The sequence below is a fragment of the Streptomyces sp. NPDC048254 genome (assembly GCF_043201895.1).
Taxonomy (GTDB): Bacteria; Actinomycetota; Actinomycetes; order Streptomycetales; family Streptomycetaceae; genus Streptomyces.
The window spans coordinates 96727-119534 of sequence record NZ_JBICZJ010000023.1 but is presented as its reverse complement, the minus strand read 5'-3'; the positions used below and the strand labels follow the sequence as shown (position 1 = coordinate 119534).

20 protein-coding genes are annotated in these 22808 nt (G+C 70.9%); 14 read left to right on the top strand and 6 right to left on the bottom strand.

Features of this window, described 5'->3' with window-relative positions; translation table 11 throughout:
• Positions 1-3: 3 nt before the first annotated feature.
• Positions 4-1482 carry an aldehyde dehydrogenase family protein gene (locus ACGFZQ_RS43970; protein WP_393845177.1) on the bottom strand — a complete coding sequence of 493 codons (1479 nt, stop codon included), beginning with the start codon at positions 1480-1482 and terminating at the stop codon, positions 4-6.
• A gap of 253 nt (positions 1483-1735) precedes the next feature.
• Between ACGFZQ_RS43970 and ACGFZQ_RS43965 the strand changes: the two genes are divergently transcribed.
• Complete coding sequence (locus ACGFZQ_RS43965; RefSeq protein ID WP_393845176.1) at positions 1736-2995, top strand: amidohydrolase family protein; 1260 nt, start codon at positions 1736-1738, stop codon at positions 2993-2995.
• An 84-nt stretch (positions 2996-3079) separates the two neighbouring features.
• Here ACGFZQ_RS43965 and ACGFZQ_RS43960 read toward each other — a convergent pair whose 3' ends face one another.
• Both ACGFZQ_RS43960 and ACGFZQ_RS43955 read right to left on the bottom strand, forming a co-directional pair.
• A complete protein-coding gene (locus ACGFZQ_RS43960) occupies positions 3080-4090 on the bottom strand; it encodes an LLM class flavin-dependent oxidoreductase (protein WP_393845175.1) in 1011 nt (336 codons plus the stop codon).
• Between the two features lie 62 nt (positions 4091-4152).
• Positions 4153-4926, bottom strand: a complete 774-nt coding sequence (locus ACGFZQ_RS43955; RefSeq protein WP_393845174.1) for an enoyl-CoA hydratase/isomerase family protein — start codon at positions 4924-4926, stop codon at positions 4153-4155.
• A 113-nt stretch (positions 4927-5039) separates the two neighbouring features.
• On the opposite strand from ACGFZQ_RS43955, the gene ACGFZQ_RS43950 reads away from it, so the two are divergent.
• The 3 genes from ACGFZQ_RS43950 to ACGFZQ_RS43940 are packed head-to-tail and all read left to right on the top strand — an operon-like array spanning position 5040 to position 7902.
• Positions 5040-5345, top strand: coding sequence for a hypothetical protein (locus tag ACGFZQ_RS43950; protein ID WP_393845173.1), 306 nt, complete (start codon positions 5040-5042; stop codon positions 5343-5345).
• A 15-nt stretch (positions 5346-5360) separates the two neighbouring features.
• Positions 5361-6872, top strand: a complete 1512-nt coding sequence (locus tag ACGFZQ_RS43945) for a class I adenylate-forming enzyme family protein (protein WP_393845172.1) — start codon at positions 5361-5363, stop codon at positions 6870-6872.
• Between the two features lie 4 nt (positions 6873-6876).
• On the top strand, positions 6877-7902 hold the full coding sequence (locus ACGFZQ_RS43940; protein ID WP_393845171.1) for a phosphotransferase family protein: 1026 nt from the start codon (positions 6877-6879) through the stop codon (positions 7900-7902).
• Positions 7903-7942: 40 nt separating this feature from the next.
• Here the strand turns inward: ACGFZQ_RS43940 and ACGFZQ_RS43935 are convergent, their stop codons facing one another.
• Positions 7943-8710, bottom strand: a complete 768-nt coding sequence (locus ACGFZQ_RS43935; protein ID WP_393845170.1) for an SDR family NAD(P)-dependent oxidoreductase — start codon at positions 8708-8710, stop codon at positions 7943-7945.
• Positions 8707-10026: an acyl-CoA dehydrogenase family protein gene (locus ACGFZQ_RS43930; RefSeq protein WP_393845169.1), complete on the bottom strand. Its 1320-nt coding sequence runs from the start codon at positions 10024-10026 to the stop codon at positions 8707-8709. Before ACGFZQ_RS43930 ends, ACGFZQ_RS43935 begins: the two co-directional genes overlap by 4 nt.
• Before the next feature lie 104 nt (positions 10027-10130).
• Between ACGFZQ_RS43930 and ACGFZQ_RS43925 the strand changes: the two genes are divergently transcribed.
• The 10 genes from ACGFZQ_RS43925 to ACGFZQ_RS43880 all read left to right on the top strand — a co-directional run bounded on the left by ACGFZQ_RS43925 (position 10131) and on the right by ACGFZQ_RS43880 (position 21759).
• A complete protein-coding gene (locus ACGFZQ_RS43925; RefSeq protein ID WP_393845168.1) occupies positions 10131-11363 on the top strand; it encodes a CaiB/BaiF CoA transferase family protein in 1233 nt (410 codons plus the stop codon).
• Positions 11364-11466: 103 nt separating this feature from the next.
• The gene (locus ACGFZQ_RS43920; RefSeq protein WP_393845167.1) at positions 11467-12666 is read left to right on the top strand and encodes a cytochrome P450; all 1200 of its coding nucleotides are present in this window, start codon (positions 11467-11469) and stop codon (positions 12664-12666) included.
• Between the two features lie 6 nt (positions 12667-12672).
• Positions 12673-13146 (top strand): VOC family protein, encoded by a 474-nt coding sequence (locus ACGFZQ_RS43915; protein ID WP_393845166.1) that lies wholly within the window; start codon positions 12673-12675, stop codon positions 13144-13146.
• Positions 13137-14282 carry an acyl-CoA dehydrogenase family protein gene (locus ACGFZQ_RS43910; protein WP_393845165.1) on the top strand — a complete coding sequence of 382 codons (1146 nt, stop codon included), beginning with the start codon at positions 13137-13139 and terminating at the stop codon, positions 14280-14282. Before ACGFZQ_RS43915 ends, ACGFZQ_RS43910 begins: the two co-directional genes overlap by 10 nt.
• A gap of 4 nt (positions 14283-14286) precedes the next feature.
• Entirely contained in the window at positions 14287-15783 is a 1497-nt protein-coding gene (locus ACGFZQ_RS43905) for a class I adenylate-forming enzyme family protein (RefSeq protein ID WP_393845164.1), read from the top strand.
• The gene (locus ACGFZQ_RS43900) at positions 15780-17045 is read left to right on the top strand and encodes a MaoC family dehydratase N-terminal domain-containing protein (protein WP_393845163.1); all 1266 of its coding nucleotides are present in this window, start codon (positions 15780-15782) and stop codon (positions 17043-17045) included. The genes ACGFZQ_RS43905 and ACGFZQ_RS43900 overlap by 4 nt, the downstream gene beginning before the upstream one ends.
• Before the next feature lie 2 nt (positions 17046-17047).
• A complete protein-coding gene (locus tag ACGFZQ_RS43895; protein WP_393845162.1) occupies positions 17048-17812 on the top strand; it encodes a crotonase/enoyl-CoA hydratase family protein in 765 nt (254 codons plus the stop codon).
• Positions 17813-17814: 2 nt separating this feature from the next.
• Positions 17815-18960: a CaiB/BaiF CoA transferase family protein gene (locus tag ACGFZQ_RS43890; RefSeq protein ID WP_393845161.1), complete on the top strand. Its 1146-nt coding sequence runs from the start codon at positions 17815-17817 to the stop codon at positions 18958-18960.
• 22 nt (positions 18961-18982) lie between these two features.
• The gene (locus tag ACGFZQ_RS43885) at positions 18983-20128 is read left to right on the top strand and encodes a thiolase family protein (protein ID WP_393845160.1); all 1146 of its coding nucleotides are present in this window, start codon (positions 18983-18985) and stop codon (positions 20126-20128) included.
• Positions 20125-21759, top strand: a complete 1635-nt coding sequence (locus ACGFZQ_RS43880; protein ID WP_393845159.1) for an OB-fold domain-containing protein — start codon at positions 20125-20127, stop codon at positions 21757-21759. Before ACGFZQ_RS43885 ends, ACGFZQ_RS43880 begins: the two co-directional genes overlap by 4 nt.
• Positions 21760-21763: 4 nt before the next feature.
• On the opposite strand, the gene ACGFZQ_RS43875 is transcribed toward ACGFZQ_RS43880, so the two are convergent.
• Positions 21764-22807, bottom strand: a complete 1044-nt coding sequence (locus tag ACGFZQ_RS43875) for a zinc-binding dehydrogenase (RefSeq protein ID WP_393845158.1) — start codon at positions 22805-22807, stop codon at positions 21764-21766.
• Position 22808 lies beyond the last annotated feature (1 nt).

Below are 22808 nucleotides of genomic sequence, written 5' to 3'. Positions count from 1 at the left end.
GCCTCAGCGTGCCGCCCAGCTCACCGTTTTGGTCTGCAGATACTCGTCCAGTCCGAACTCGCCCCACTCCCGGCCCAGTCCGCTCTGCTTGTACCCGCCGAAGGCGGCCCGCGGATTCACGCCGGCGCTGCCGCCGTTGATCGTGACACCGCCGGCCCGGATGCGGGACGCCATGTCGTACGCGGCCACGGTGTCGGCGCTCCAGACGGCGCCGGCGAGGCCGTACGGGCTGTCGTTCGCGATCCGCACCGCCTCCTCGTCCGTGCGGAACGGGATGACGACACCGACCGGTCCGAAGAACTCGGTGCGCGCGATGGTCATGTCGTTGTCGACGCCGGCGAAGAGGGTCGGTTCCACGAAGTAGCCCCGGTCGAGGCCGGCCGGACGCCTGCCGCCGCAGACGAGTCGCGCCCCCTCCTTCTCGCCGACCCGGATCAGCTTCTCGACCTTGTCCCGCTGTGCCTCGCTGATCAGCGGGCCCATGGTGGTGGCCGCGTCGGCCGGATCGCCGACCCTGACCGCGGCGAGGGCCGCGCTCAGCCGGTCGACCAGCTCGTCATGGACGGACTCGTGCACGAGCGTGCGGGTGAGCAGGGAACAGCCCTGGCCGGCGTGGGTGGTGATGCCCGACAGGGCCGACCGGACGGCGCCGTCGAGATCGCCGTCGGCGCGGACGATGCCCGCCGACTTGCCGCCGAGTTCGAGGACGACCTTCTTCAAGGAGGCCGCGGCCTGGGCGTAGACCGTACGCCCGACTGTGTCGGAACCGGTGAAACTGACGAGGTCGACCATGGGGTGGGTGGTCAGCTCGCGCCCGGCCTCCGCATCACCGGTCACGATGTTGAGCACGCCCCGCGGCAGTCCGGCGGCATCGGCGAAGTCGCCGATCAGCAGGGATTCCAGGGGTGTTGCGGGTGCCGGCTTGAGTACGGCGGTACAGCCCGCGGCGAGGGCGGGGATCACCTTCATCATGCTGAGGAAGAACGGGAAGTTGTAGGCGGAGATCAGCGCGCACACGCCGAACGCCTCACGGCGCAGCACTCCTTGGGAGATGCCGATGCCCGGGGCGATCGTCGGGTCCATCGGACGCTCCCAGGCGAAGGCCGGCATCACGCGTTCGGCCATGTCGCGCAGGTGCGCCACCGGGACCCGGGTCTGCAGCGTCTCGGCCAGCGCGCGGACCGAGCCCGCCTCGGCCATGTTGACGGCCACCAGTTCCGGCAGCCGACGCTCCATCGCCTCCGCCATACGCAGCAGGACGGCGGCCCGTTCCGCGGGCCTCATCCGCGGCCACGGGCCCTCGTCGAAGGCGCGCCGGGCCGCCTCGACGGCCTGCCGTACATCCGTCGGCGACGAGCCCGGGACCTCCGCCACCGACTCCTCGGTAGCCGGATTGCGGACGAGTATCGGGGTGTCCGACCGGCCCTGGATCCGGCGCCCGTCGATGTAGAGCTGCGAAGAGAACGAGAACGCAGTCGTCATGTGCCGTCTCCTGATCGCCTGCAGTCGTATCGATTTGAGTGTACTGATTTACGCCGCCCGGGGAAGGTGGAGTGTGTCGTCAGCTTCGGGGCAGCGATCTGTCAGCCTTCGCAGCTGCGGGATTCGTTATTCCGTGTGCTGAATCATTGACTGGACCGGTCGGTACAGCTAACTTCGGCCTCATCTGCGGGTTGGGTTCTGCCACGAACGACGAGGTTCGAAAGAGGTACCGCCTGTGTTCAAGGAATTTGTCGTGTCCGGGGATTCGCACATCATCGAGCCCGTCGACCTGTTCAAGACCCGGCTTCCCAGGAGCCTCAGGGAACGGGCTCTGTGGGAGGAGGAGTTCACGCTCGATGAGCCGATCGTTCCGGGCGGGCACACGGAGTTCAAGAAACTGCACACGATCGGGTTCGACGGCTGGACCATCTCCAAGTACCGGCAGACCGGCGGGGAGACCCCGGACGGCGATCCGGAACACATCCTCCGGGACATGAACTTCGACGGCGTCGACGCCTCGGTGATGTTCCCGAACCTCTCGCTGTTCGTCCTGTTCACGGACGACCACGAACTCTCCATGGCGCATGCCAGGGTGTGGAACGACTACCTCGTCGAGCGCTACCTCCCCTACAAGGACCGGCTGCGCCCGACGGCCGCGATCCCGCTCACCGACGTGCCCGAGGCCGTTGCGGAGATCGAGCGGTGCGCGCGGCTGGGGCTCGGCGCGATCCTCATCCCGGAGATCCCGCCGCTGCCGTACTACTCCCGGGAGTACGACCCGGTGTGGGCGGCTGCGCAGGCGCACGGGATGCCCGTGTTCATCCACGTGGCTACCGGCGGGGTGCGGGTCAGGGAGGACGTGTCCGAGACGGCGGTGACCGTGCGGGGCCTGATGACGGCCATGAACATGGGCAAGGGCAACCTGACCGACGACATGGTGGCGGGCCGGACCATGGGCAGCGCGGTCGGGTCGGCCGTGGCCGGTCCGCAGGGCATCATCGCGAGCCTGGTCGGCGGCGGTGTGTGCGAGCGTTTCCCCGACCTGCACTTCAACCTGATCGAGTACACGGCCGGCTGGCTGGTCTCGTTCATGGGCTACATGGACAAGGCGTGGAAGACGGGTACCGGTCAGGACCCCGACTGGTGGCTCGGCTTCTGGGACGACAACCGTGCGCCGAACGAACAGCCCTCCATGGGGCGGCTGTTCGCGATCAACGACCAGTGGCCCTATCCGCTCAAGCCGACCGAGTACGTCCGGCGCCAGATCCACGTGCAGTTCGCGGACGACCCGACGGCCGTCAAGGCGCGCCACATCACCGGCCTGTCGACCGTCATGTGGGGCAACGACTACCCGCACGCGGAGGGCACCTTCCGCAGCAGCGCCGACTGCATCGCGGAGAACTTCGAGGGCGTGAACGACGAGGACCGAGCCGCCATCCTCGGCGGCACCCTGGCCGACATCGTGGGATTCGACAAGACCAAGAAGCTCGCACCGCTTCCCCAGGACGTCTGAAGCGGGACGCCTGAGCCAGTGGCACACCGGCCCCGGAGCGCTGCCGTCCTCCGGGGCCGGTCGCCGTACGCGTGTTGGTGGCGGTCAGGCCGCTTCCGGTACGGCACCTACGAGCACGAGGGACGCCTGGGCGTAGGCGGCCTTGTGTCTACGGCTCACCATGAAGCTCGGCGGCGCGAAGTAGCCGACGTCGCGGGGGAGCGAGCCGGCGCGGCGCGCGAGGGCGTCCTTCGCCTCGGCGGTCGTCCCGCAGACGGCGATCTCGGTGAGCATCTCGTCGGTGACCGCCCGTGCCATGCCGTCAGTGTCGCCTGCCCGGAACGCGGCACGCAGCTGCGCGACGGGCTCTTCCCAGCCGTGGTGGGCGACGAACGGGTCGTATGTCTTGACGGTGAGGTAGAAGGCGATCATCCGGCGGGCATCGGCGACGGCGCGTTCGGGTGCCGTGTCGTCGATCGCCGTGATGATCCAGCCGTGTTCGAGAGGACGTGCGGTGGTGTCGTCGCGGGCGGTCGCGCCGCGCTCGACGGAGGGCCGTACGACGTCGTTCCACCAGGAGCCCGTGAAAAGCCCGTGCCCGATGACCCCGTCGGCGGTCCGGCCCGCGGTGGTGGCCATGCGGGTGTTGAACGCGGCGAGCAGGACGGGGATGTCGAGCCTGCCGAGCACCGGGGCGCGGACGTCGGCGTCGAGCTCGTAGAACTTGCCGGAGTAGTGGACGCGTTCGCCGTTCTCCGCGTGCAGCCAGGCCCGTACGGCACCGACGGTCTCGGCGATCTGGGCCACGGGGCGTTCGGGCGGCACGCCCAGCCAGTCCCGGTTGATCCGGAACGCCGCACTGCCGAGGCCGAGGAACAGCCGGCCCGGCGCCTCGGCGTGCAGATGGCGCAGGGCGGTGGCGTGCGCGTAGGGGGTGCGGGCGAACGCGTACGCGATGGCGGGGCCCGCCAGGGCGTGTTCGGTGTGCGCCACGATGTCGGCCACCGTGAGGTAGGCGTCGTGGTCGGCGAACTCCCCGGCGCAGAAGGCGCCGACGCCGGCCCGCTCGGCCTCCCGTCCGACGTCCCGGCCGGGCCAGGGCATGCCGAACCGCATGAGTGCCTCCCGATCGCTGAATTTTAAAAAAGTACACTTATTTCAAGGAGGGTAGGGGAGTGTCACCGCAGTGTCCACTGTCCCCGGGGCACCGTGGAGCGGTCGATCTCCGCCTTCCCGATCGGGTTCCCGATCTGGGTGTACGACAGTCCGGTGCGCAGCGCCTGGGTGCGGGTCGAGTCCAGCGACTCCCAGATCGCCCGGACGGAACCCTGGATCGCGGCAGGCGGCTTGGCGGCGATGATGCGGGCGATCTCGTCGGCCCGGTCCCACAGTTGCTCACGCGGGAGCACCTCGCTGACCAGGCCGATCTGCAGGGCGCGCGCTGCCGACACGCGCTCGTTGAGGCCGAGCAGGGCGATGCGCAGCGCCTCCCCCAGCGGGATGCGCCGGGCGAGGCCGATCGGCTCCAGGGCCGCGGTGAGGCCGTAGCTGACGTGCGGGTCGAAGAAGGTGGCGTCCTCGGAGCAGATGAGGATGTCGGCCTCGTTGAGCCAGTAGAAGGCGCCGCCGGCCGCCATGCCGTGCACCGCGCACACCAGGGGTTTCCAGACCTGGTTGAGCTTCGGCGAGAGGTGCTCCCCGGGGTCGGTCTGCGACCAGACGTTGGGGTGGCGGTCGATGCCCTCCTTGACGTCCATGCCGGTGCAGAACGCCCGGTCACCCGCTCCGCGCAGCACGACGACGCGGATGTCGTCGTCGGACTTGACGGTTTCCCAGAGAGTGGCGAACTCCTCCAGCATCCGCTGGTTGAAGCCGTTCATGGCCTCGGGTCGGTTGAGGGTGACCGTGGCGACGTGGTCGGTCACCTCGAACAGGACGGTTTCGAGTTCCATCCGGCAGCTCCGTTCGCGACGTGATCTCGACGTGATCGAGGTAAGTAGTATACTTTTCTCTGGTTATTCGGTACCCCTTACTCGGTACCACGAGAGCCGCGGAGGACACTGCGATGAGGCCACGCGTGGGGCAGATGCTCGCCAGTACGGTCGACACGACGGCGGTGGTCGTCGTGCGGTGCCCGGACGAGGACCTGGAGGTCACGTGCGGCGGGGCCGCCATGGTCGAGGGGAACGGGCCGGCTGCCTCTGGGGAGCCCGACCCCGATCTGATGGGCGGCACGCTGCTGGGCAAGCGGTACGCCGACGAGGACCTCGGTCTTGAGCTGCTGTGCACGAAGCCCGGGCCGGGCACGCTGGCCGTGGGCGGCGTCCCGATGCCGATGAAGAGCGCCAAGCCGCTCCCGGCCTCGGACTGAGCGGACGGGCGGCCCGTGAACATATCGATGCTGTTGGACATGGCCGCCGAGGGATTCGGCGACCGGGTCGTCATCGGGCGCGCGGACGACGGCCTGACCGCCGGCCGACTGCGTGAACTGGCACTCGGCGGGACGGAGTTGGTGCGCGCGGCCGACGCCGACGCGATCGTGTACCTCGCGGTGAACGGCCCGGCCCTTCCGGTCGCGCTGTTCGCCGCGGCCCGCGCCGGAGTGCCGCTGGTCCCGGTCAACTACCGCCTGGGCGACGCGCAACTCGACGCGCTGCTGGCGAACCACCCCCGCGCGCTGGGCATCGCCGACCCGGAGCACGGCGAGGCGCTGCGCCGCGCCGGTCTGCCCGTGCGCAGCCCGGCCGACTGGCTGGCCCAGGCCGCCGAGCACCCCGCCGGCGACGATCCGGGGCCCACTGACGCACCCGCCGTCCTCATCTACACGAGCGGGACGACCTCCGCGCCCAAGGGCGTGGTCCTGCGCCACCACAATCTGGTGTCGTACGTGCTCGGCACGGTGGAGTTCGCCGGAGCCGACCCCGACGAGGCAGCCCTGGTGAGCGTGCCGCCGTACCACATCGCCGCCGTCTCCAACGTGCTGACGAACCTGTACGCGGGGCGCCGGTCCCTCACCCTGGAGCAGTTCACGCCGGACGGCTGGCTCGGCCTCGTACGCGAGCAGCGGATCACCAACGCGATGGTGGTGCCGACGATGCTCGCCCGCATCATGGACACGGACGGCCTGGACCGCTCGGTGCCCTCGCTGCGCGCGCTCGCCTACGGTGGGGCCCGGATGCCGGTGCGGGTCATCGAGACCGCGCTGAGCGAGTGGCCGCACGTGGACTTCGTCAACGCCTACGGACTCACCGAGACCTCGTCCACGATCACCGTCCTGGGGCCGCGGGAACACCGGACGGCCGTGGCGAGCGACGACCCCGTCGTGCGGGTCCGGCTCGGCTCGGCCGGACTGCCCGTGCCAGGCGTCGAGCTGGAGGTCCGTGACGTGTCCGGCGTGGTCGTCGGCCCGGGTGCGACCGGGCAGATCTGGGTGCGCGGCGAGCAGGTGTCGGGGGAGTACGCCGGACAGGGCTCCGTCGTCGACGAGCGGGGCTTCTTCCACACCCGCGACCAGGGCCACGTCGACGCCGACGGCTATCTCCACATCGAGGGCCGCGCCGACGACACGATCATCCGAGGCGCCGAGAACATCGCGCCCGCCGAGATCGAGGACGTCCTGCTCGGCCACCCGGACGTCCTCGACGCGGTCGTCGTCGGCGTCCCGGACGAGGAGTGGGGCCAGCGGATCGAGGCGGTCGTCGTCCTGCGCGACGGTGTGACGGTCGACGCGGATGCCCTGCGCGCGCAGGTGCGCGGGACGCTGCGCGGCTCGAAGACACCGGACCGAATCACCAACTGGCGTGAACTTCCCCGTACGCCGACCGGCAAGCTCGTACGCCGCGACATCGTCGAGGCGCTGACCGCCGAAGGCCGTGAGGCCGTCGGCCGACAGGGATGAGGCCATGACCGTCATCGCCAACAGTGCCGATCCGATCGCGGAGTTGACGCAGCGCACGGCCGTCGCGCTGCGCGGGTGGGCTCCCGAGGCCACGGTGGAGTCGGTCGAGACGCTCGCCGGCGGCACGTCGAGCCTCACATACGTGGCCGCGCTCGCGGGTGTCCCCGCCGGATACGAACGCGTCGTCCTCAAGGTGGCCCCGCCCGGCCTGGAACCGGTCCGCAACCGGGACGTGCTGCGCCAGGCGCGGCTCATGCAGGTGCTGGCGGGCGTGCCAGGGGTACGGGTGCCGAAGGTGCTCTTCTGCGACAAGGGCGAGCCGACGGCCCGCCAGCCCTTCGTCGCCATGGAGCTGGTGCCCGGGGCCTGCGTGGAGCCGGTGCTCGTGCCCCGGGGAACCGTTCCCCCGGGGGAGGTACGGGCCCGTGCCCTCGACGCGGCCCGGATGCTCGCCCGTCTGCACCGGGCGGATCCCAGGCGAACGGCCCTGGCCGTGGAGCCGGTTGTCACGCTCGGCGCCGAGATCGACCGCTGGACCCGGGCGTTCACGACCGTGCCCGAGGACCTGCGCACCGGCTACGAGGCGGTCGCGGACCGGCTGCACGCCACGATGCCGACCGCGATGATGCCGGTGTTCACCCACGGCGACTACCGGCTCGGCAACACGTTGTGCGACGCGGACTCCGTCAACGCGATCATCGACTGGGAGATCTGGGCGCTTGGCGATCCTCGGGTCGACATCACGTGGCTGACGTTCTTCACGGACGAGGCCCGGCACCCCGCGGCCCCGTCGCAGGAGCCGACCGGGATGCCGGGGAAGGCGGAGCTGATCGACGCGTACCAGGAGACGCGGGGGCAGTCGCTGCCGGACCTGGCGTGGTTCGAGGCGCTGACCAAGTACAAGGAGTCCGCGGCGACCGCCCTGCTGATCAAGCGGGGGCGGAAGGCCGGGCGGCTGACGGACATGCATCGGCGGATGCGGCCGGCGCTGCCGGTGTTGCTGGAAGAGGCGACTGCGTTGCTGGGCTAGTGGTTCGACCAGCCCACCAAGGCCCGTGCTCCAAGAACGCTCAGTACAGTCCACCGTCCACCCTGATCAGCGACCCCGTCGTATAACTGGACGCATCGCTCGCCAGATACAGTGCCGTGCTGATGATCTCCTCCGGCCGTCCCGGCCGGCCGACCGCGCTGCGCGTCGTCTGACGCTTCTCCTCCGTCCAGGCCTTGGAGATGTCGGTGAGGAACGGGCCGGCCGAGATCGTGTTGACGCGCACCGTCGGCCCGTACTCCAGGGCGAACACCGTGGTGAGCGCATTGAGCGCGGCCTTGGCGCCGGCGTACGGGCCGAACCGGGGCTGCGGGAACAGCGCGCCCGAGGAGGAGATGTTGATGATCGAGCCGCCGTCGCCCTCGGACATCCGCTGCCCGATCAGCGAGGCGAGCCGGAACGGGCCCTTGAAGTTGACCCCGATCACCTTGTCGAATAGCTCCTCGCTGGTCTCCGCCGACGAGGGCGCCAGCGGTGACATCCCCGCGTTGTTGACGAGGACGTCGACCTTCCCGAACTCCTCGTACGCGGTGTCGGCGAGCCGGCCGAGGTCGTTCCAGCGCCCCACGTGCGCGGCGACCGGCAGGGCGCGCCGGCCGAGGTCGCGGACCTCCGCCGCGACCGTCTCGCACGCGTCGAGCTTGCGGCTGGCGATCACCACGTCGGCGCCCGCTGTGGCGAAGGCCCGCACCATCTCCAGGCCCAGGCCCCGGCTGCCGCCGGTGACGAGCGCGACCTTGCCGGACAGGTCGAACAGGTCGATGGACTTGTCGTCGCGCCCGTTCGTCACGCCTCCGCCCGCCCCGACAGGCTGTCGTCCTCGATGATGTGCGCGTACCGCTTGCGGGCGGCATCCAGCTTCGGCGGGATGTGCTCGCTGGGGAACAGCCCCTCGGCCGGCCGGTAGTTCTTCAGCAGCTGCTTGGCGATCGTGGTGCGGTGCACCTCGGTCGGGCCGTCGGCCAGGGCCAGGTTCGGAGCGGCCATCCACCACTTGGCGAGCGGGAGTTCGCCCGTGGTGCCGAGCGAGCCGTGCACGTGCACCGCCCGCTGGATGATGTCGTGCAGCACCTTGGCCGTCTGGACCTTGCACATGGCTATCTGGGTGCGGGCGGCGCCGTGCGGCTGGGTGTCGATGATCCACGCGGTGTTGAGGACGAGCAGCCGGAACTGCTGCAACTCCACCCAGGAGTCCGCGATGAACTGCTGCACCGCCTGTTTCTCCGCCAGCAGCGTGCCCTGCGTACGGCGGGACAGTGCGCGCTCGCACATCATGTCGAAGGCACGGGTGCACTTGCCCACCGTACGCATCGCGTGATGCACCCGGCCGCCGCCGAGGCGGGCCTGGGCTACCTCGAAGCCCTCACCGGGGCCGCCGAGCATGGCGTCCAGCGGCACGCGGACCTGGTGGTAGCGGATGTAGGCGTGGATGCCCTCGTCGAGGTTCTCGCGCTCGTCCATCGTGCCGACGTTGCGCTTGATCTCGATGCCCGGTGTCTCGGACGGGACGATGAACATCGACATGCGCCTGTGCGGCGGCGCGTCCGGATCCGTGACGGCCATGACGATCAGGAAGGCCGCGTACCGGGCGTTGGAGGAGAACCACTTCTCCCCGTCGATGACCCACTCGTCCCCGTCGCGGTGGGCGCCGCACACGAACTCCTTGGGATCCGCGCCCGCCTGCGGCTCGGTCATGGAGAACGTGGAGACGATCTCGCCGTCGAGCAGGGGCCGCAGGTACCGCGCCTTCTGTTCCTCCGTGCCGAACATGGCCAGGATCTCGGCGTTCCCGGTGTCCGGCGCCGCGGTGCCGAACACCGTCGGCGCCCAGTAGGAGCGGCCGAGAATCTCGTTGAGGAGGGCCAGCTTCACCTGGCCGTAGCCGGGGCCGTCCAGATCGGGGCCGAGGTGGCACGCCCACAGGCCCTGCTCCCTGACCCGTTGCTGCAGTGGCCTCAGAATCGCGCGGGCCTTCTCGTTGCGGGTGTCGTACGGGTCGCCGCCGTGCGGGAAGAGGAGGTCGAGTGGTTCGACCTCCTCGCGCACGAAGGCCGCTGCCCAGTCGAGCTTGGCCTGGAAGTCAGGTTCGATCGTGAAATCCAGCATGGCGAAAACAGTATACTTTTTGTTGCCCTCGGTCCATACTCTGGGGCAGACTTGGCGCATTGGGTATGCGCAATAGCAAGTTGAGCCGCGGAGGAGTTGGTCCGATGCAGAGGCCCATGGAGGGCGTGCGGGTGCTCGAAGTCGCCCAGTTCACCTTCGTCCCGGCGGCGGGTGCCGTGCTCGCCGACTGGGGTGCCGATGTGATCAAGATCGAGCACGCCGAACGCGGGGACGCCCAGCGCGGGCTGGTCCGGGTGCTCGGGTACGAGGCCGTCAGCAAGGGGTCGTCGTTCTTCCCGATCATGGAGGGACCCAACCGCGGGAAACGCAGCGTCGGCCTCGCGCTGGAGAAGCCTTCCGCCCGCCCGGTGCTGGAGGAACTGATCCGCAACAGCGACGTGTTCCTCACGAACTTCCTGCCCGAGGCGCGGGCGAAGCTGCGGATCGACGTGGAAGACGTCCGGGCGATCAACCCCGACATCATCTACGTCCGCGGCAGCGGCTTCGGTGTCCGGGGCGAGGAAGCGGGCAAGGGCGGCTACGACAGCACGGCGTTCTGGGCGCGCGGCGGAAGCGCCGCCGGTGTCACCCCGCCCGACGCGGACCGGATGACCCGGATGCCGGCCGGCGCCTACGGCGACGCGATGGGCGGCATGACCATCGCGGGCGGCATCGCCGCCGCCCTCTTCTCCCGCTCCACGACCGGTGAACCCTCCGTCGTGGACGTGTCATTGGTGGGGGTCGGTGCCTGGGCCACGCAGTTCACGGTCAACATGGCGCTGATGGCCGGCGGCCCGCTCCCGGTCAAGACCCAGCCCCGGTACGGCTCGGCCACCAATCCGCTCGTCGGCGCCTACCGCACCTCGGACGGCCGCTGGATCGAACTGTCGATGCTGCAACCCGGCCGGTACTGGGCGGAGTTCTGCAAGCTGGCGGGCCGTGAGGAGCTCGGCGCCGACGAACGCTTCGACAGCACCGAGAAGCTGATGGCGAACGCCGCCGAGGCCGCCGGGATCGTAGCCGGTCTCCTCGCCTCCCGCCCCTATGCGGAGTGGGTCGAGATCCTCTCCCGGGGCGAGGGCCAGTGGGCGGCCGTACAGAACGCCTGGGAGGTCGGCCAGGATCCGTCCCTGCGTGCCAACGGTCTGATCGCCCCGGTCGTGGACGCCGACGGCGTCGACCGCGAACTGGTCACGAACCCCGTCCAGTTCGACGAGACCCCGGCCGGACTGACCCGAGCACCCCAGTTCGCGGAACACACCGACGAGATTCTGCGCTCCCTCGGCCTGAGCGAGGACGAGCTGATCGCCCTCAAGATCGACGGCGCGGCGACCTGACGGACGTACGAGAACCCTGACGGACGTAGGACAAACCCTGATGGACGTACGACAAACCCGACGGACGCACGAGACCTGGCGGACGTTCGAGAAAGGAGCCGTGATGAGTACGACGCTCGAACCCGACGGAACGTACGACGACCTGCCCGCCTACCACTTCGACAACCGGCTCGGCGGCCCGGTCCTCAGCCATCAGGAGCGCTGGGACGAGATGGCCGGCAGCCACTCCGGTTTCCGCAGCACCATGGCCCGCGGCTACTGGGTCGTCACGGACGGCCCGGCGGTACAGGAGGCGCTCCAGGACTGGCGGACCTTCTCCAACAAGTCGGTGACCGCGCTCGAACCGGACCCGAAGTTCCTGTGGATCCCCGAGATGCTGGACCCGCCCACGCACTCCGTGTGGCGCCGCCTCCTCGGCCGCTACTTCTCCCCGAGCACCGTCGCCGCCCGGGAGCCGGAGGTCCGCCAGGTCGCGGGGGTGATGATCGACGAGCTCAGGGGCCGCGACGGCGCCGACGTGCTCGACGAGTTCGCGCGCCGCTTCCCCACCCTGATCTTCATGCGCCTGATGGGCCTGCCCGAGGAGGACCTGCCCACCTTCCTCGGGTGGACCCACGAGCTGCTGCACCTCTCCCACGGCGAGGACCCGGACGGTGCCCGGCAGATGACCGCCATGCGGGAGGTGTCGGCCTACTTCGAGGAACAGATCGCGCTGCGCCGCAAGACACCGCGCGACGATCTGCTCTCCCACGCCATGGCCTGGACGATCGACGGCGAGCCGATCGACGACCGGGACATGCACGCCTTCTGCATCCTGATGTTCCAGGCGGGCTTCGACACCGTCCCCATCTCCATCGGCTGGGCGCTCTACCACTTCGCCACGCATCCCGAGCAACGGGCGGAGATCCTCGCCGACCCCTCCCTCATCCCGACCGCGGTCGAGGAGATCCTCCGCGTCTACTCGTTCGTCGTCCCGGCCCGCAAGGCGACCAAGGACGTCGAGATCGGCGGCTGCCCGGTCAAGTCGGGCGAGATGGTGATGCTCCCGCTCGCGGTCACCAACCGCGACCCCGAGCGGTACGACAACCCGTTGGAGGTGGACCTGCACCGCAAGGCCACCAACCACATCGCGTTCGGCTCGGGCCCGCACCGTTGCCTCGGCTCCCACCTGGCCCGCCTCGAACTCAACGTGGCGGTCGAGGAGTGGCACCGGCGGATCTCCGACTACCGGGTCGCCCCCGGCCAGGAGCTGTGGCAGCACGGAAACATGTACGGCATCAAGTCGCTGCGTCTGGAGTGGTGACCGGGAATGACCCCTCCTCTCAGCGCGACGGATCTCTACCACACCGGGATCGTGGTCCCGGACATCGAGGCGTGGAAGTCCCGGATGGCCGAGATCGCCGGCTACCGCTGGACCGAGACCATGACCGGCGACCTACAGGCCCGCCTGGCCGACGGCGACCGCGCACTGCGACTGAGGTACGCGTACTCGCTCGACGCACCGCACATCGAACTCGTCCAGGAGGTCCCGGGAACCCCCTGGACCGCGGCCGAACGCATCGCGACCCACCACCTCGGCTACTTCTGCGACGACGTCCCGACGACCTCCAAGCGGCTCGAGGAGGCGGGATTCCCCCTGGAGGCGTGCGCGATCGTCGACGGCGCCCCGTCGGTCTTCGCCTACCACCTGGATCCTTCCGGCGTACGGATCGAGATCGTCGACCGCGCCCGGATCCCCGACTTCGACGCCTACCTCCGCTCGAAGGCGCCGACGTGGCACTGACGTTCACCGAGGAACAGGACGAACTCCGCGCGACCCTGCGCCGCTTCCTGGCCGACAAGGCTCCGAGCGAGGCAGTGCGCCGCTGGATGGAGTCCGACGAGGGCCACGATCCACGGCTGTGGCAGCGGATGGCCGGTCAACTCGGCCTGCACGGACTGGCGTTGCCACAGGAGTACGGCGGTTTCGGCGGCGGGCCCGTCGAGTTGGGGATCGTCCTGGAGGAACTCGGCCGGGTGCTGCTGCCGTCGCCCTACTTCTCCACCGTGGCCCTCGCCGGACAGGCCCTCGCCGCGTCCGGCGACGACACGGCGAAGGCACGCTGGCTGCCCGCGATCGCAGACGGCTCGCTGACCGGCACGCTGGCGCTGGCCGAGGAGAGCGGGTCGTGGAACGTCGAGGACGTGGCGGCCGAGGCCGTCCGTGCCGACGGCGCCGGCCACTGGCGGGTGTCGGGCACGAAGATGTTCGTCGTCGACGGTCACAGCGCCGACCTGCTCCTCGTCGTGGCCCGCGGCGACACCGGCCCCGCACTGTTCGCCGTCGACAGCGGCGCGAGCGGAGTGACCCGCACCCGCCTGGAGACGCTCGACCCCACGCGGCGGCTGGCGCGCATCGACCTCGACGGCGCCCCGGCGCTGCGGGTCGGCCCGGAGGGGGACGCCACCGCGTATCTGCGCACGGTGCTCGACCTCGCGGTCGTGGCACTGGCCGCCGAACAGGTCGGCGGGGCGCAGGCCTGTCTGGACGCGGCCGTGGAATACGCGAAGGTGCGGGTGCAGTTCGGCCGCCCCATCGGGTCCTTCCAGGCGGTCAAGCACAAGTGCGCGGACATGCTGCTGAAAGTCGAGGGCGCCCGGTCGGCGGCGTACCACGCGATGACCGCCGCGGCTGAAGGCGCGGGTGATCTGCCGGTGTCGGCGGCCCTCGCCGCGGCCTACTGCGCGGACGCCTTCACCCACGCGGCCAAGGAGAACATCCAGATCCACGGCGGCATCGGCTACACGTGGGAGCACGACGCGCACCTCCACCTCAAGCGCGCGAAGTCGTCCGAGCAGCTCTTCGGCAGCCCGGCGACACACCGGGGGCGGCTGGCCGACCTGGTCGGAATCTCTGTAGCCACGGCGAAAGAAGGCTGAGCACGTGGGAATTCGCGACCGCCTGTCCCGGCTGCTGGCCGAAGCGGCCGCCGACGCCGAGGCGATCGAGCACGACGGCGAGTGGTGGACATGGGGGCAGGTCCAGGAGACCGCCCGGCAGGTCGGCGAGGCGCTGGACGCGGCGGGCCTGCCGGACGGCGCCCGCGTCGGTGTCGTACTCGAGAACCGGCCCGAGCACGTCGCCGTGGTCGCCGCGGTGATCGCCTCCGGACGCTGCCTGGTGATGCTGAGCCCCTTGCAGCCGGCCGCGCGGCTCGCCGCCGACATCGCAGGCTGTGAGCTGCCCGTCGTCGTCTGTGGCGCCGACGCCCTCGCCCGCGAGGGCGTCCTGGCCACGGTGACCGCGCATGGAGCGGCCCTGGAGCTGGGCACGGACGGCACCCTGCGCCCCGCGGGCGGCACACCGTCCGTCGCGGCGCCGGCCAACCCCGGAGTCGTGGTGGAGATGCTCACCTCCGGCACCACCGGCCCCCCGAAACGCGTCCACCTGCGCACCGGCCAGCTCGACCAGGCGCTCGTCTCCGGCGGTCAGACCCCGAAGCCGGACCGGCTCCTGTCGCGGTCGGCGGCGCTCGTGGCCACACCGCTCGTGCACATCGGCGGGCTGTGGCGGGCGCTCGCCTGCCTGGCGACCGGGCGCCGCATGCTGCTGATGCCGAAGTTCGCCGTCGAACCGTGGGTGAGCGTGGTGGAACGGCACCGGCTGCGGGCGGCGAGCCTGGTGCCGGCGGCCATCCGCGCCGTGCTCGACGCGGCCGTGCCGAAGGAGCGGCTGGCGAGCCTGCAGGTCATCACCTCCGGCACCGCGCCCTGCCCGGCCGAACTGGCCGACGGGTTCTTCCGGACGTACGGCATCCCCGTCCTGATGACCTACGGGGCCACGGAGTTCGCCGGAGCGGTGGTCGGGTGGACGCTGCCGCTGCACGAGCGGTGGTGGCAGCGCAAGGCGGGCAGCGCCGGGCGCGCCTTCGACGGAGTCGAACTGCGCGTGACCGGCGAGGACGGAGCCGAGCAGCCTGTCGGCAGGACCGGCCGGCTGGAGGTGCGCACCGAGCAGAGCACCCGGGGCGGCCGGGCGTGGGTGCGCACCAGCGATCTGGCGCGGATCGACGCCGACCTGTTCGTCTGGATCGAGGGGCGCGCGGACGACGCCATCATCCGCGGCGGCTTCAAGGTGCAGCCCGAGACGGTCAAACGTGTGCTGGAGACGCACCCGGCCGTGCGGGAGGCGGCCGTGGCGGGGTTGCCGGACGCGCGGCTGGGCGAGGTGCCGGTCGCGGCGGTGGAGGTCGAGCCGGACCAGCCCACTCCGGAGATCGCCGAGCTCGTGGCCCTCTGCCGCGGCCGGCTCACCCCGTACGAGGTCCCGGTGCACATCGTCGTCCTGGACGCTCTGCCCCGAACCCCGTCGAGCAAGGTGAGCCGCGTCGAATTCCTCGAACTGGTCCGTGCCGGACTCACCAGGGAGAACCAGCGATGACGACCACCGACGAGCGCTTCGGCGTGCTCACCGACGAGGCCGTCGAGCGCTCCCGCCGCCGCCTCGGCGTCCCGCAGCCCCAGCGCAACCCCCCGCACAACTACGAAGTGACCTGGGACGGCGTACGCCACTTCGCGTACGGCTACGGCGACGACAACCCCCTCTACTGCGACCCGGACCACGCGTCCGGCACCCGCTGGGGCTCGCTCGTCGCCCCGCCCACCTTCCTGTACACGATGGGCGAGGACGCTGCCCCCGCTCCGGACCCGGAGACCAAGGCGCTGCTGAAGGGCGACCCCTTCGCCGGACTCGGGTCCTACCAGGCGGTCATGGAGTTCGAGTGGTGGCGCCCGCTCCAACTCGGCGACCGCTGTCGGGTGTTGCAGGCCCAGGTGGGCGTGCACCTCAAGCCCAGCCGCTTCGGCGGGCGCACCGCGCATGTGGTCCGTGACTACCTCTACGCCAACGGGCGCGGCGAGATGCACGCCCTCAGGCGCGGCACGTGGATCAACGCCGAGCGGCACACCTCGAAGAAGCGGGCCAAGGAACAACTCGCCCAACCGCCCTACACGCCCGGCCAGCTCGCCGAGATCGACGCGGCGTACGCGGCCGAGAGCCGCCGCGGTGCCCAGCCGCGGTACTGGGAGGACGTCGAGATCGGCGAGGAGCTCCAACCCCGGGTGAAGGGGCCGCTGACCACCACCGACGTGGTCGTCTGGCACCTGGGCTGGGGCATGCAGCTCACCCCGCCCGGCGCGTTCGGGATCGCCGCGAAGGTCCGGCGCAAGGCGCCCGGCCTCTACCCGCCGAACCCGCTGAACGTCCCCGACACCGTGCAGCGCCTGCACTGGGAGCCGGAACGGGCAAGGGAGTTGGGCCTGCCCGGCCCCTACGACTACGGGGGCATGCGCGAGACCTGGCTGTGCCATCTGCTCACCGACTGGATCGGCGACGACGGCTGGCTGTGGAAACTCCGCTGCGAGCACCGGAAGTTCAACTACCACGGCGACACCACCTGGGTGCACGGCACGGTCGTCGACAAACGGCAGGTGGACGGGCGGGCCGAGGTGCACATCGAGGTGCGGTGCGAGAACCAGCGGGGCGAGGTCACCACCCCCGGTACGGCCGTCGTCCTCCTGCCGACCCGCGACCGCGCCGTCGAACTCCCGGCACCGCCCGCGGACGACCTGGACGGCATGGTCGCCCATGAACTGGCCCAATTCGCCGTGACCGGCGATCAATCGCACGATTCGAGGAGGTAGGCGTGTCCGACGAGGTGCTGGTGGAACGCCGCGGCGCGGTCCAGGTCATCACGATCAACCGCCCGGCGAAGAAGAACGCGTTGGACGCCGGAGTGGCCGCCGGAGTCGCGGCCGCGGTGGACGAGCTCGACGAGTCGGACGAGCTGCGGGTGGGTGTCCTGACCGGGGCGGGCGGCACCTTCTCGGCGGGCATGGACCTCAAGGCGTGGCTGAAGGGCGAGACGCCCGCCATCGAGGGCCGCGGCCTGTGCGGGATCAGTATGACCCCGCCCCGCAAGCCACTGATCGCCGCGGTCGAGGGCTGGGCCCTGGCCGGCGGCTTCGAACTCCTGCTGGCCTGCGATCTCGTCGTGGCCGCCCGCACGGCACGGCTCGGCGTGCCGGAGGTGACCCGGTCGCTGGTCGCGCGGGCGGGTGCCGCTCTCCATCTGCCGCGCCGGATCCCGTACGCCATCGCCCTGGAGCTGCTGCTCACCGGTCAGCCGATCGACGCCGAGCGAGCTGCCGCGTACGGTCTGGTCAACCGGGTCACCGACGAGGGCGGGGCTCTCGACGGCGCACTCGAACTCGCCGGGACCATCGCGAGGAACGGCCCCCTGGCGGTCGCGGCGACCAAGGAGGTCGCCCGCTCCACCGCCGACTGGACCCTGGACGAGGCGTGGGGCAGGCAGTTCGACATCGCCGAGCCGGTGTTCCGGTCGCAGGACGCCCGGGAAGGGGCGGCGGCCTTCGCGGAGAAGCGGGCGCCGGTCTGGAAGGGGCGTTGACCGTGACGGCGGGAGCCGCGAGCGACGGGGCGCCGACCGTCCCGGCAGGACCTCTCGCCGGCTGCCGTGTCGTCGAACTCGGCGGCATCGGACCGGGACCGTTCGCCGGGATGCTCCTGGCCGACCTCGGCGCGGAGGTCGTCCGCGTGGACCGGCCCGGGCGGGCGGACGAACCGGACGCGGGGGGCCCGGCGGACGTACTCAACCGGGGCAAGCGGTCGGTCGTACTCGACCTGAAGGACCCGGTCGCGACCGCCGCCCTCCTCCAACTCGTCGAGCGCTCCGACGTGTTGATCGAGGGGTTCCGCCCCGGCGTCACCGAACGCCTCGGCATCGGCCCGCACGACTGCCTGGCCCGCAACCCCCGTCTCGTGTACGGCCGGATGACCGGCTGGGGCCAGGACGGACCCCTCGCGGCCGCGGCCGGTCACGACATCACCTACATCGCGCTGACCGGCGCGCTCGGTGCCATCGGCGACCCGGACGGCCCGCCGCAGATCCCGCTGAACCTCGTCGGCGACTTCGGAGGCGGCGGCTGCTACCTGGTGATCGGTGTACTGGCCGCCCTGCACGCGGCCGCCCGCACCGGGCACGGTCAGGTCGTCGACGCGGCCATCGTCGACGGCACCGCCCACCTCCTCGCCAGCACCTTCGCCAAGCTCGCGCGCGACGAGTGGAGCGACGAACGGGGCGTCAACCGCTTCGACGGCGGCTGGCCCTTCTACGCCGTGTACGAGACCAGGGACGGCCGCCATGTGGCCGTCGGCGCGCTGGAGCGCAAGTTCTACCGGAGCCTGGTGGAGCTGCTCGGCCTGGACGTGGACCCGGACCGGCAGCACGACCGCTCGGCCTGGCCGGAGCTGCGGCAGCTGCTGACGAAGCGGTTCGCGGAGCGCACCCGGGACGAGTGGGCGGCGGTCTTCGAGGGCACCGACGCCTGCGTGGCGCCCGTCCTGACCCTCACGGAGGCGGCCGCCCACCCGCATCTCGCCGCGCGCGGCAGCCTGTTCACCCGCGACGGCGTGGTCCAGCCCGCCGCCGCGCCCCGGTTCTCGGCGACCCCGTCGAGCGCGGGGCGTACGGCACCGACGGTCGGTGCCGACACCGAGGCCGTGTTCCGCGACTTGGGTGTGCGGTTTTCCGAATGACCTGACCGACCAAGGAGTTGTCATGCGAGACGCCGTCATCGTGGACGCCGTACGCACACCCATCGGCAAGCGCAACGGCTCGCTCGCCCCGGTGCACGCGGCGGATCTGTCGGCCGAGGTGCTGAAGGCCCTCGCCGAGCGCACCGGCATCGACCCCGGCACCGTGGACGACGTGATCTGGGGTTGTGTCACCCAGATCGGCGACCAGTCCAGCAACGTCGGCCGGTTCGCGGTGCTCGCCGCCGGCTGGCCCGAACACGTCCCGGCCGTCACGGTCAACCGGGCCTGCGGCTCCAGCCAGCAGGCGGTCGACCAGGCCGCGCACGCCGTCATGGCGGGCCAGTACGACCTCGTGGTCGCGGGCGGCGTCGAGACCATGAGCCGGGTGCCGCTCGGCTCGCACCGGACCACCGGTCAGCCGTACGGCCCCGCCGCGATCGCCCGCTACGACGGCTTCGAGTTCAGCCAGGGCGTCGGCGCCGAACTCATCGCCGAACGCTGGGGGTTGAGCCGTACACGACTCGACGAGTTCGCCTCCGAGTCGCATGCCAAGGCCGCCGCGGCGATCGACGCCGGCGCCTTCGACGACCACGTCGTGCCGATCGAGGTCGACGGCACCAAGTTCGCCGTGGACGAGGGGCTGCGACGCGGCACCTCGGTGGAGAAACTCGCCGGTCTCAAGCCGTCGTTCAAGGAGGACGGCGTGATCCACGCCGGGAACTCCTCCCAGATCTCCGACGGCGCGGCCGCCCTGCTCATCACCACCCCGGAGCGCGCCCGCGAACTGGGCCTGACCCCCATCGCCCGCTACCACTCCGGAGCGGTCAGCGGCGCGGACCCGATCACGATGCTGCTCGGCCCGATCCCCGCGACCGAGAAGGTGCTGCGCCGCTGCGGACTCTCCATCGACGACATCGGCGTGTACGAGGTCAACGAGGCCTTCGCACCGGTGCCGTTGGCCTGGCTGGCCGAGACCGGCGCCGACCCCGAGCGGCTCAACCCGCTGGGAGGGGCCATCGCGGTCGGCCACCCGCTCGGCGGCTCCGGCGCCATCTTGATGACACGCCTGCTGGCCCGGATGCGGCGCGAGGATCTCCGCTACGGACTCCAGACCATGTGCGAGGGCGGCGGCACCGCGAACGCCACCATCATCGAGCTGGTGCGATGACCCGGCCCCTGCCCCAACCCACGCTCGCCAGCGCCGAGTTCTGGCGGTCGGGCGCCGACGGGGTGCTCAGGATCCCGCACTGCGCGGACTGCGACCGCCACTTCCACCCGCCGCTGCCGGCGTGCCCCTCGTGCCGCAGCCGTGCCGTGGCACTCGCCCCCGTCTCGGGAGAGGCGGTGGTCGTCGGCTTCAGCGTCAACCACCAGACCTGGCTGCCGAAGTTCCCGCCGCCGTACGTCGTCGCCGTGGTCGCACTCGCCGAGGACGACCGGGCGCGGCTCACCACGAACATCGTGGGCTGCGACCCGGACGAGGTACGTGTCGGCATGCGGGTGCGCGTCCTCTTCGAGCAGCTCGAAGAGGACGTGTACATCCCCCTGTTCGAGCCGGACCCGGAAACCACCGAAGGCCCCCTGCCCGAACCACGCGAAGTCCGGGCACGCCCCATGGCCTCCCCGCGGAAGTACGAGGACAGGGTCGCGCTCACCGGCGTGGGGCAGTCACGAGTGGGCCGCCGCCTGATGGTCGATCCGCTGTCCCTGACCGTCGACGCCTGCCTGGCCGCGGTCGCGGACGCGGGGCTCGATCTCGACGACGTCGACGGGCTCTCCACGTACCCCGGCCCACGCCCCGACGGCATGAGCGAAGGCGGCGTCACCGCCCTCACCGAGGCCCTGCAACTGAGCCCCACCTGGGTCAACGGCGCGGGTGAGGTGCCGGGCCAGATCGGCTCGATCACCGCGGGCATGCTGGCGGTTGCGGCCGGCCTGTGCCGCCATGTGCTGTGCTTCCGTACGGTCTGGGAGTCCTCCCACGCCGCCATGGTCCGGTCCGGCCGGTGGGAGACCTCCGGTGCTCGCGCCACCGGCATGTTCGAGTTCCGTGCGCCCTTCGGAGCCATGTCGGCCGCCCAGTGGATCGGTTGCAACGCCTCGCACTACATGCACCGTTACGGCGTCGGCCGCGAGGCCCTCGGCGCGATCGCCGTCACCGCCCGGGCGGGCGCCGCCCGCAACCCCGAAGCCGTGCACCGCGACCCGCTGACGCTCGACGACTACTTCGACGCCCGTATGATCACGACCCCGTTCGGCCTCTACGACTGCGACGTCCCGTGCGACGGAGCGGTGGCCGTCGTGGTGTCGGCGATCGAGACGGCGTACGATCGCCCCCGCCCGCCCGTACTGGTCGAGTCCGTCGGGACGGCCGTCCTCGAACGGCTCAGCTGGGACCAGGACACCCTGACCCGGACGCCCCAGTCCCTGGGGCCCTCCGCCCATCTGTGGACCCGCACCGGCCTCACCCTCGCCGATGTCGACGTGGCGCTTCTCTACGACGGGTTCACCTTCAACGCCCTGTCCTGGATCGAGGGCCTCGGCTTCTGCCGACCGGGCGAGGCGACCGACTTCATCGCCGGCGGCAAGACCATCGCCCTGGACGGCGACCTCCCGCTGAACCCGCACGGCGGCCAGCTCTCGGCCGGCCGTCTGCATGGCTACGGCTTCGTCCGCGAGGCCATGCTGCAACTGCGCGGCGACGCGCACGGGCGCCAGGTCGACGACGCCCGGGTCGCGGTGGTGACGGCGGGCGGGGGAGTGCCGTCCGGGGCGATGCTGCTGAGGAAGGCGGAGTAGTCGCTCAGGCGGGGCCGAAGGTGACGACGACCTTCTCCGCGGCCCCGGGCGTCAGCGCGAGCGCGAAGGCCCGGTCGACCTCGTCGAACGGCACCCGGTGGCTGATGAGCTTGGCGAACCGGTCCTTGTACGTGGCGAGTTCGGCGGTGATCTCGAAGATCTCGGTGGGATAGCCCTGCGAGGCGATGAGCGTGAGCTCGCTGCGGAGCATCCCGCCGAGGTCGATCGCGTCGGACTTCTTCTGTACGGCGACCATGACCAGCTTCGCCTTCCACTTCGCGGCGTCGACGACTGCCTGGAAGACGGCCGGGGCGCCGGCGGCGTCGATGTAGATGTCGGTGCCCGCGCGCGCTTGCCCGAGCGCGTTGGCCGCCTCGCCGTGCAGCTCGGTCAGCCGGGCGATGACGTCCTCGGTCCTGGAGTTGACGACGGCGTCGGCGCCGACCGCCAGCGCGGTTTCCAGGCGCTCGGGGATGATGTCGACGACCACCACGTGCTCGACGCCGCGCAGCTTGAGCCAGATGGCGGCGCCCAGCCCGATGGGCCCGGCGCCGAAGATGGCGACCTTGTCGGTGGGCTTCGCCGCGGAGCGGTTCACACAGTGCCGGGCGACGGCCATGGGTTCGTTGAGCGCGGCCACGTCGAAGGGCAGCTCGTCGGGGAACACCGCCACGCTCTCGCCCGGTACGGCGTTCTCGATGAGCAGGTACTCGTTCATCCCGCCCAGCGAACCGCCGCAGCCGATGATGCCGGACGGCGCCCCCTGTGGGTTGACGACCACCCGGTCGCCGACCTTCAGGCCGGTGACCTCGGCGCCCACCTCGACGACCTCGCCGGCGGGTTCGTGGCCGAGTGGCAGCGGGACCACCGAGCCGTCGGGGTTGTTGTAGGGGGTGCCGCCCATCTGGACGAAGAACGTGTCGGTGCCGCAGATGCCACAGGCGCGGATCCGGACGAGCGCGTCCTTGGGGCCGGGCGCGGGGCGCTCGACCTCCACGACCTCGATCTCGTTCTTCGCGCCGCTCAGGACGGACTTCATGGTGGTCATG